The sequence below is a fragment of the Nostoc sp. genome (genome assembly GCF_036919595.1).
Taxonomy (GTDB): domain Bacteria; phylum Cyanobacteriota; class Cyanobacteriia; order Cyanobacteriales; family Nostocaceae; genus Nostoc.
In genome coordinates this window covers 1-9,149 of record NZ_JBALCO010000201.1, presented here as the reverse complement: position 1 = coordinate 9,149, position 9,149 = coordinate 1, and the positions used below count along the sequence as shown (strand labels likewise).

Genomic DNA, 9,149 nt, shown 5'->3' with positions numbered 1-9,149 from the left:
TGGATGTTTAAGTGGTTTATTCGACACACTACCTTTGATTTTGCCACTCTTGAGATGTACGGAGTTTTTTCAAAAATCAAATAGGAGTCCTATATGGCAAAGATGTCCCAAGTGCATTTCAAGCTTTCGGTTGGGCGCAGATGCAAAGTCATGGTAACTTGCTTTTGCGCCTTTATGGTCAGGCACGTGGACGTGCTGCCGAATATTGGGGAGAGAAATATTTAGAATCAGACCGTTGGGTACAGACTATGGGAGTTCCAGAACGTACTCGTTCTTGGTACACTTCCCAAAGTCCAGCTTTTCGTAGCTACCTGAATGCCTTTGCTGCTGGAATTAATGCTTATGCTCAAGAGCATGGCGAACTGATTAATGATCAAGTAAAGGTAGTGTTGCCAGTCAAAGCAGAAGATGTTCTGGCTCACTTACACCGAGTTCTGCATTTCACTTTTATTGCTAACCCAGAAGAAGTTGCAGAAAGTATCGCAGGCGATATTTCAAAGGAGCCAAAAGCAGGATCTAATGGTTGGGCGATCGCTCCATCACATTCTGCGAGTGGTAAAGCGATGCTGCTTGCAAATCCACACTTGCTTTGGGGGGATTTATTCTCATGGTACGAAGCCCAAGTGACTGCTCCAGGTATTGATGCTTACGGAGCAACACTTGTAGGAATTCCTGTATTGGTGATCGCATTTAACAATAACTTGGGCTGGACTCATACCGTCAACACTTTCGATGGCTGGGATGCTTACGAACTCAAATTAGCTAACAATGGTTATCGCTTCGATGGCAAAGTTCGTCCCTTCGAGACGACAAATCTTTCTCTAAAGGTAAAACAAAAAGACGGTACAATACGCAATCAATCTTTAGTTGTAAAACGTTCTATCCACGGGCCAGTACTGACACAGAAAGACGGTAAAGCTATAGCACTACGAGTTGTCGGTCTTGATCGACCAAAGGTACTTGAACAGTGGTGGGATATGGCACGCTCCCAAAACTTGAAACAATTTCAAACCGTACTCCAACGCTTGCAACTGCCAATGTTCACGGTGATGTATGCAGATAGAAATGGGAATATTATGCACCTGTTCAACGGTAATGTTCCAGTTCGTTCTCAAGGTAATTTTGAATACTGGGAAGGGATTATTCCTGGTGATACTTCCAAGACATTATGGACAAAAATCCATCCTTATAAAGATTTACCACGCATTATTAACCGCTACTATTGCTGCTCTAAAACATTTCTGGAAAAAGTAAACTCCCCTGCTCCACTTTTATAAATCTAGTTTAACCTCTAAATCCGCTAACAGAGAGGCTGAAGCGCTAGGCGATATAATCCACAAACGAGCTAAACTATCTTCTGGTAAGCTGGTTTTCTCTCGCTTGGCTTTGCGTTGTGAGTCTGCAATCACGGTGAACAGTTTCAGAAAACAGTTGCGTACCTCTGACCTACTTGGTTGATTGCGGAATGCTTCCAAGAGTGCCGTATTTAGTACAGCGATTCTGCCCAACAATCCCAGATTTTCAGCTTGGGCAGTTGGTGCGCTTGTAAACAAAACGTCAACAAATCTGGCTTCATCAGTGACTTGTTTGTTAACTTCTACTCTACCTAAAGGAGACAACAACTCCTCTAATAATTCCTTAGAAAACTGATCGTAAGGCTTGCTACTCATCTTTTAAAGGCGAACTGTGTTTTATTTTACAAGGATTGGTTATGGTTGCATGGTGGGCATTAAAACCCACCATTTCACTTACGCTGCTAACTCCCAACTAATCTCTGACGCAAACTCGAAGGGGAGCAATGCGATTTTGTTAGACGACTCAAAAAAAGTGCGATGCCTTCGGCGGGCTGCGCCTACGCTAAAAATCAAATCTAAGTGAAAAGTGATTTTATTTACATAAGTTTTATTGTTTTACACAAAAAAATATCTTGATGAGATATCTCAAAAAGACTACTATTATGTCATTTGAGGATTATTCCCAAATATGCTCAGTCTTTTATACTTGGTATCAATTACAGCAAACATTAACTGAAGATGAAAAGTAAAGTATAAAATTTATCAAACAGTTTGAGGTTTAATAAAGGAGTTAAAGATAGAACCACAAAAATTATCCCAACTTCCAGCTATCCATTGACCTGACTTTTCCCGTTAAGTCGTGAAACAACGAAAAAGCAAGAGTTTCACACTCTAATTTATTATCAACAACTTAATTTTAATGACAATGAGTCACGAGAGAATAGGGCTTTAGGATAAGGGTATAGTAAGCGATCGCAGCCAAATAACTGTTTTTATTGAGAATCTAACTCTGTAACTGAGAATTAAAGTCCGATCTAACAAAATCGCATCGCTCCCACGCAGTTAATCATCTGGAGTCCATTTTTTCAAAGCCTTATCAGGAAGTGGAATTTCTGGAAGTAGAATCCATTAGTATTTCTGAGGCTGATTTTGACCAGATTGTCGTCCCACTTGCGGCTAGCCCTCCAACTTCTTTTGCTGCTATCAGAAATAGCCGCAAGTGGGGCGACGAGAAAAAGAGTGTTCATTACTTGAGAAATGCCCTATTACAATTGATTGACACTAACTGATTGTGCGGAAATGAAAAAGATGGTTTCAGTGTTTTTAACATTAACCACTAATATTCGTCACAGTTCCGGTCGAGTTCCGGTCGAGTTCCGGTATTCTTACATCTTCAAATACGGCTGAAAAAGAGAGTTTTTTTATTTCTCCAGCAAGACTTAATTTTTTTAACCATTTTCTGGAATGTCGGAGCATAGGAAGTTTAAAAATTAGTGATAAATTAACCACAGCATTGCAAAAATTAGCCATAAGTCCAGTTAAAGCAGACAGATTGGCTATCGAACGCCTAGAAAAACAGTACGGCGCTTCTTTACTAGAAATTACCAATGAGCTTGAAAATTATGCCATAGTCTATCAATCCATATCGGACGAAAGGGCTAAACCCAAAAATCAGTTGATTATCCTTTGCTGCTATGGCTGTCTTTGGGGTGCAGTTATCGGAATTGCGACGTTGCGTAAATCCTAGCTTAGACAAAGAGTACTTAAACTCTCTATGTCCAGGTACTAACCTTATACAAAGCTCTTAAAACTGCCAAATAACAGTTTAGTTACTGCACTTGTTTCCAACAACTTACTTAAGATAGACTATTATTCATACTTAAGTTAAGTGCAGAAACAGAAGATAAAAAAATCTTTAGAACATCTATAACTATACTTGACCTGATAGATTCCATAGACTTTCCACAGCTATTTCTGCTGTTATCTACAGTTGTTTTACAAGATGATGGGCTTTTGTTCACCCATCGAAGATTTTGTTATGACAATAGGCATAAGCCTATCTTACTGAGTTATTGCTATGTAACGTAAATAAAATCTGTTTCTAACCCTAGCTTTAACGTAAATATTTATTTTTATGACATTTTCCTTTAACATTTAGCAACATTGACAAAGATATCTAATTAGCGCACAATAATTCGGCTAGCCTTTGTCGCCCGTTCCATTCTTAATATCAACTTTATAAGACTATTCAGTTGTTAGTACAGATGATTCGGTTAGCATTGAATAGGGTGAAACTTTACTTGTAGTGCATCACTTCCAGCTTATTATCTCTATAATTTGCTCTTGATGAAGTAAAATGGCATCAAATCAACCCAAAACATTTTTACTACTTTTAGAATTGGGATTATCGGTATCTTAACTTTAAGAGCTTGTGGCATAATGAGCAATATTCCCATAAGAGAAAAATTCTTGTTGAGGTAGATTGAATGCCTGTTACTTACGAGCTTAGAGATTATCAACATCAGTGGATAAAAGATATTTGGAATTCTTGGGATCAAGGTAATAGGCGGGTGCTTGGACAACTCCCAACAGCCGCCGGGAAAACGGTGTGTTTTGCACATATTTCCCAGAAATTATTTGACCAAGGGAAGCAAGTTTTAGTCATTGCCCATCGGATTGAGTTGATATCTCAAGCTGCCGAAAAGCTAGAGCAAATTATCGGTGAACCAGTTGGGATTATCAAAGCAGGTGTTTTGGCTAATCCGGAACGGAGAATCCAAGTTGCTAGCGTTCAAACGTTGAGCAGACGAGAAGTATTAGAGTTGCCAGCAAACATTGGACTTTTGATATTAGATGAAGCGCATCATGCAACTGCTTTATCTTATAGGCGATTAATTGAACATTATGAAAGCGCCCAAATATTAGGTGTAACTGCCACTCCCCAAAGAATTGACGGTCAAGGTTTTGTTGATTTATTTGATGATTTGGTTATTGGTATTGACACTGCTAAATTAATTCAGGCTGGCTATTTAAGTAAGTTTCGATTATTTGCAACGAATCAGACTATTTCTACTATAGGAGTTGCAAAGTCTCGTGGGGATTTTAGAGCCAAAGAGTTAGCGGTTGCCGTCACTAGCCCAGGGCAAACGCATCTTATTTACTAATAAAAACTAAGGGAGATTCCAAAATGACATAGATAATTGTAAAAACTGATAAAATGATAAATAAAACAAATTAAATATTTTTAAAAATGTGAATTAGCTTATATTTAACTAAATGACTAATCATCAATACTAAAATAATTTAATTATGAGCTACATAAGAAGATATTTACTTAGAGAATAAATATATTCTTATGTAAAACATTAAACTCAAGTTTTGATGTACTATTTTAAGCTAACGCTAAAGTACTTAGTAAATATTTGTTATCCATCGCCGCGAGAAACTGTTTATTTTTAATTCCACGTTTAACCCGCTTCTCTTGAGTTAAGAGATTGACTGCAATATGTCTGAGAATTGCAAAATTCTGTGGAGCATTATCTTTTCTAATCCGACAGTCATCTTCTCTTAAGGCAACATCCAATAGCCAATGCAATGAATTTTCAATTCCCCAATGACTACGAATGGAATTACCAAACTCTTCAGCCTCTGACTCAAGACTACTGATAAAATAACGAGTTTCAACTGTTGTTTCACCACTGAATGAACGGACAGATTCTACCATGCCAACACTATTAAAATTTGACCATATTGAATCTGGGTTAAGCCGAGATTCAATTTGAGATAACATTACGTAATTGCGGATTTCATGACGACCATGCCCTGTTTCTTCTGTTTTGTATATGCTATATTTAATCCCCTCAAAACCTGTGGCTATCCCTGAAGAGAATAGTTTTTCAACTTCATCATAAAGATTTCCTTGATTCTTCTTTAACGCAATTACATAGTCTGCATTTTGCGATGTGATTAATTTCACAATTTCTTTCTGGCAGCCAATTGCATCAATTGTCACAATACATCCAGACAGTTCTAAAACCTTTAATAATTCTGGAATAGCTGTAATTTCATTCGATTTCTCATCTACTTTTACTTGCCCCAACACCAATTTATTCGTACTTGCCCAAGCACTTACCATTTGGATTGCACTTTGCTCACTACTTTCATCGCCAGAACGACGTAATGTTTTTCCATCAATTGCAACAACTTCTCCATTAGTTATCCTACTTATGGATTTCATCCAACCAATAAAACATGACTGAAATTGTTGCGGATTTATTTGTGCAAAAACTCGTGCAAATGTATCGTGTGACGGTATTCCATTTGGTAATTCTAAAAACGTTTTTAACCACTCATACTTGGCGCAACCATAAGTCTCTATTGCTACCCAACCATCCGCACCACAAATCACTGCACATACGGCAATGGTTATGATATCGATTAAGTTATGCCGCTTTGTGCGATCTATTCGTGGGTCTTCTATTCCCAAAAAATGTTCAGCAATTGTGATTTTCGGCTTGAGCTTCATCTTAGGAGCTGGAAGAATGTAATTCTTCTTTCTGATAAATGTGAGAATACCACGGTCAATGAAGGGCAGCCGTCCTGACTTTTCACGCCATCTGTAAAAGTCACTTTGATTAGTTAGCGATGGTGTAACCGTGCCTTCCTGGTGGCGATCGCATAAATTGAGTTTTTCTTGTGCTGATCTTCTCGTGATTCCTAGTCATTAATCTAAAACTATTGAGAATCAGACTGTGAAAAAACCTACGCTAGAAGAGTGAATAACTGACCGTGAAAATTCAGGCAGCCGTCGGCTGCCTCTAACTCCTTCTCTTAATGATTATCATTTTCAGTTTGAGCGAGATTTAATTTCCTCAAAGCCTTATGTAGTTCGAGTCTTGGTGTATTTCATCCTGATTCAGGCTCGTCAATATTTAGATGCGTTTGCCCTGGTCACTAGCCAGATTGGGGTTAGTGAAATCCTTGAGAATTACTTGAAATATGCACGAAATCTTCGTACAGTTATTTTTGCCTGTAGCTTAGAACATTCTCGTGCCCTGGCTGCGGAATTTTCTCGTAATTATATTAGTGCCGAACATTTGGATGGGAAAACTCCCCCACAAGAGAGATTAGAAATATTGCAGCGTTTTCGCAATGGGACAACGCAAGTAATTACTAATTACGAAATCTTAACTGAGGGCTTTGATTGCCCTAATATTGAGTGCGTCTACTGTGTCCGTCCAACTGAAAGCTCTACTCTCTGGCTGCAAATGCTGGGGCGGGTTCTAAGAACTTACATTTTAAAACCTACTGCGGTGATCATTGATATTACCGATAATTGGAAAAAACATGTGCTTCCTGATGAAGCCCGCAAATGGAGTTTATTGCCTGAAACTATATCAGAAACACAAAACAAAGGCTTAATCCAATGTGAGCATTGCACCCATATTTTTAAACCGCTAACTGATGAATTAGATAATTTTGATGCCGAAGTTGACGAGGATGGAGTGGTGATTCAACATCACCAAGCTATTTGTCCAAGCTGCGGTGAAACGATTGATTTTACTACTAAAGAGAATCCTGAAAAGCCAAGTTTTAGTAGAATCCGACTTAGACAGGGTTTTAGTCTTTCCCTTACAGAAATTGACCTTTCTGTTTCTACTTACAGATTAAACTTAGTTACTGATACGCTCAGAAGGCAAGGTTTACGGGGTGCGAATCCCGCTAAAATTTATAGTGCCATTTTCATCGCTTTTATTGAAAATATCACTAGATTTACTCTTGGAGATTGGCGCGAAATCGTTAAAATGGTTGAGCCATCTCAATCAGCAATTACCAAAAAAGCATGGGAACTGTACAAGGAAGCTTTTGAGCGACATAAGAACCGTATCCTGGCTATGTCTTTTGTTGAACAGAGAAAGCTAAAACAACAGGGTAGTAGCAATGGGGTAACTAATGCAACGACAATAGAAGTTCTTGGGCAGTTGGAGAATAGTATATTCTCGGAACCAAAACCACACCAAAAGTCATCTAAGTTCAAAAAGAATTTAGGCGATAATTATTTTAGACTGAAGTACAAATCACAATGGCTTGAATCTTTAACTTACTGTTCAATGCTAACAGGCGATTTTTTAAACATAAATGCTGGACTATTCCATGTGGAAACTAAAGATATATATGTAAATATCTGTATTGAGGTTAGAGAACTTCCTGGGCTGAAATCCAAACTAACAGAGATTTGTAATGCCGCAGAGATTGAATATGCCTTTACTAAAGGATTTGGCAAGCAAGCCTTGGTCATGTTCCGATTAAGTTGATTGCCGATGTTAGGTCATAACTAAACTTAACTTGTTGAAAATTAATTAGCTGGCATTACCCAAGCTATTTTGAAAGTTCCAGGACTTACGCAACTGGCACAAATAGCGGGCGGGGCTACACGCCGCCACGCAACAATTTAAATCAAAGCAAGTACATAGGAATACTTGGGCGTTTTCGTTGCTGAATTAAGTAATTAGACAGCAAATTATGCTTGATTTGATAAATAGTTTGGCCAGTTTGAGCGGCTAAATTTTTTAATCTAATCCAAACCAACATTGCACAAGCAATATGATTTCTTTGAAGCCTAGCTTGACGACATTGACAATATTCAATGCCAGTTAGTTGTTTAATCTCTCGGTGAAACTCCTCGATTTTCCAACGAATTTTACACACCTCTTGTACAACATCCGTGGAACTTTGAGATAAATCGTTAGTGGCGATATAATCCGTTCTGTTGGTAGAAACAGCAACCCGGAATAGGTTCACTTTTTTCTGAGCGGGAAACCCTTTAATTTTTATGATTTTACCACATTTTAACTCTTCAGAACTCCATTCTAATAATTCAATACGTTGATATTTTTCGGTGGCAAATGTATCATCAACTAACCGATTATTTTTGAAAGGGCAATAATAAATTTTCTCTAGACTCTCAATATATAGCATTAAACTGTGTACCGCATACCATGTGTCCATCAAAACCGTATCAAACGGTAAAAACTTATGATCCACAAGGTTTTGCAGCAGATATTTCACATGGTCTATCTTGGTTTTACCATCCACGTCTGGATTAAAAATGCGGTAATCTATTACCCAAAATCTTTGAACTTTAGGATTCACATATACACAACTTACTACACCAATTCCTTTGAGGACGCCATGTTCGTTACCACTATATTGTCTTCTGACTATTTCTATTTCTTCAGAATCCCTTTTATCTCAAACGCTATCATCAAATATTCTGTAAATTGTCATCAGACTCAACTACCTCTTTGACGTTATCCCATAATAAACGAGGTGTAAACTTTTCGGGTTTCAAATAATAGTTAATTGCCTCATGGCTAATACTCTCTAAATGCTCTGCCAAATTGGTAATTGTATAATTAATTTGACTACTTAATAAGTCTTGACAGTAATTAAGCTTAGTAAATCTCATTACCTTAAGCAACATTTATCTAATACAACCTCTACCTATTTTCTCATAAATATTTCAATAGTGTTTCCTTTTGCAGCGACTTCTTATGCGTTGACTAAGCTTTCGGAATCGGATTCAATTAATACTCATGTACTATTAACTAGCGATCGCCCTGTGCGCGTCACATACAGCAGATTGCAGGTTTATGAGGTACAGTAACAACAGTTTGTAAACCAGCTTTTCAAATGCTTGGGATTGACTAAATTGAGTGCGATCGCAATTAAAATATCAAGCATTTTTGCAGTGGTTGGAGAAAACTGACGTAAAAAAGCCTTAAGTTGTGACCACCAGTGTTCAATAGGATTAAAATCAGGAGAATAGGGTGATTGATAAAGAACATTTGCCCC

The 9,149-nt window shown here is 37.9% G+C and carries 7 protein-coding genes and 2 pseudogenes; 5 read left to right on the top strand and 4 right to left on the bottom strand.

The genetic code is table 11. The features are described 5' to 3' along the window. Window positions 1-89 precede the first annotated feature (89 nt). Window positions 90-1,262 (top strand): annotated as a pseudogene (locus V7K21_RS30395) (penicillin acylase family protein); the annotation flags it as partial. 9 nt (window positions 1,263-1,271) lie between these two features. Here the strand turns inward: V7K21_RS30395 and V7K21_RS30390 are convergent. Further along, window positions 1,272-1,670: a hypothetical protein gene (locus V7K21_RS30390; protein WP_335179809.1), complete on the bottom strand. Its 399-nt coding sequence runs from the start codon at window positions 1,668-1,670 to the stop codon at window positions 1,272-1,274. Window positions 1,671-2,398: 728 nt separating this feature from the next. Here V7K21_RS30390 and V7K21_RS30385 point away from each other — a divergent pair. From V7K21_RS30385 to V7K21_RS30375, 3 genes are all read left to right on the top strand, one after another. After that, entirely contained in the window at window positions 2,399-2,584 is a 186-nt protein-coding gene (locus V7K21_RS30385) for a hypothetical protein (protein WP_335179807.1), read from the top strand. A 224-nt stretch (window positions 2,585-2,808) separates the two neighbouring features. Beyond that, window positions 2,809-3,042, top strand: a complete 234-nt coding sequence (locus tag V7K21_RS30380) for a hypothetical protein (RefSeq protein ID WP_335179805.1) — start codon at window positions 2,809-2,811, stop codon at window positions 3,040-3,042. Window positions 3,043-3,781: 739 nt separating this feature from the next. Beyond that, a complete protein-coding gene (locus V7K21_RS30375; RefSeq protein WP_335179803.1) occupies window positions 3,782-4,459 on the top strand; it encodes a DEAD/DEAH box helicase in 678 nt (225 codons plus the stop codon). A gap of 227 nt (window positions 4,460-4,686) precedes the next feature. On the opposite strand, the gene V7K21_RS30370 is transcribed toward V7K21_RS30375, so the two are convergent. Continuing rightward, window positions 4,687-5,820: an ISAs1 family transposase gene (locus V7K21_RS30370; RefSeq protein ID WP_335179801.1), complete on the bottom strand. Its 1,134-nt coding sequence runs from the start codon at window positions 5,818-5,820 to the stop codon at window positions 4,687-4,689. 373 nt (window positions 5,821-6,193) lie between these two features. Here V7K21_RS30370 and V7K21_RS30365 point away from each other — a divergent pair, with 373 nt between their 5' ends. Continuing rightward, entirely contained in the window at window positions 6,194-7,609 is a 1,416-nt protein-coding gene (locus tag V7K21_RS30365; RefSeq protein ID WP_335179811.1) for a DEAD/DEAH box helicase, read from the top strand. A 142-nt stretch (window positions 7,610-7,751) separates the two neighbouring features. Here the strand turns inward: V7K21_RS30365 and V7K21_RS30360 are convergent. Then, window positions 7,752-8,763, bottom strand: a pseudogene (locus V7K21_RS30360) (IS701 family transposase). A gap of 182 nt (window positions 8,764-8,945) precedes the next feature. Continuing rightward, the coding region (locus tag V7K21_RS30355) for a transposase (RefSeq protein ID WP_335179800.1) at window positions 8,946-9,149 on the bottom strand (204 nt) is incomplete at its 5' end.

Coding starts and splice junctions, on each gene's coding strand:
- V7K21_RS30390 (WP_335179809.1), bottom strand. CDS start 1,670: ATGAGTAGCAAGCCTTACGATCAGTTTTCTAAGGAATTATTAGAGGAG.
- V7K21_RS30375 (WP_335179803.1), top strand. CDS start 3,782: ATGCCTGTTACTTACGAGCTTAGAGATTATCAACATCAGTGGATAAAA.
- V7K21_RS30370 (WP_335179801.1), bottom strand. CDS start 5,820: ATGAAGCTCAAGCCGAAAATCACAATTGCTGAACATTTTTTGGGAATA.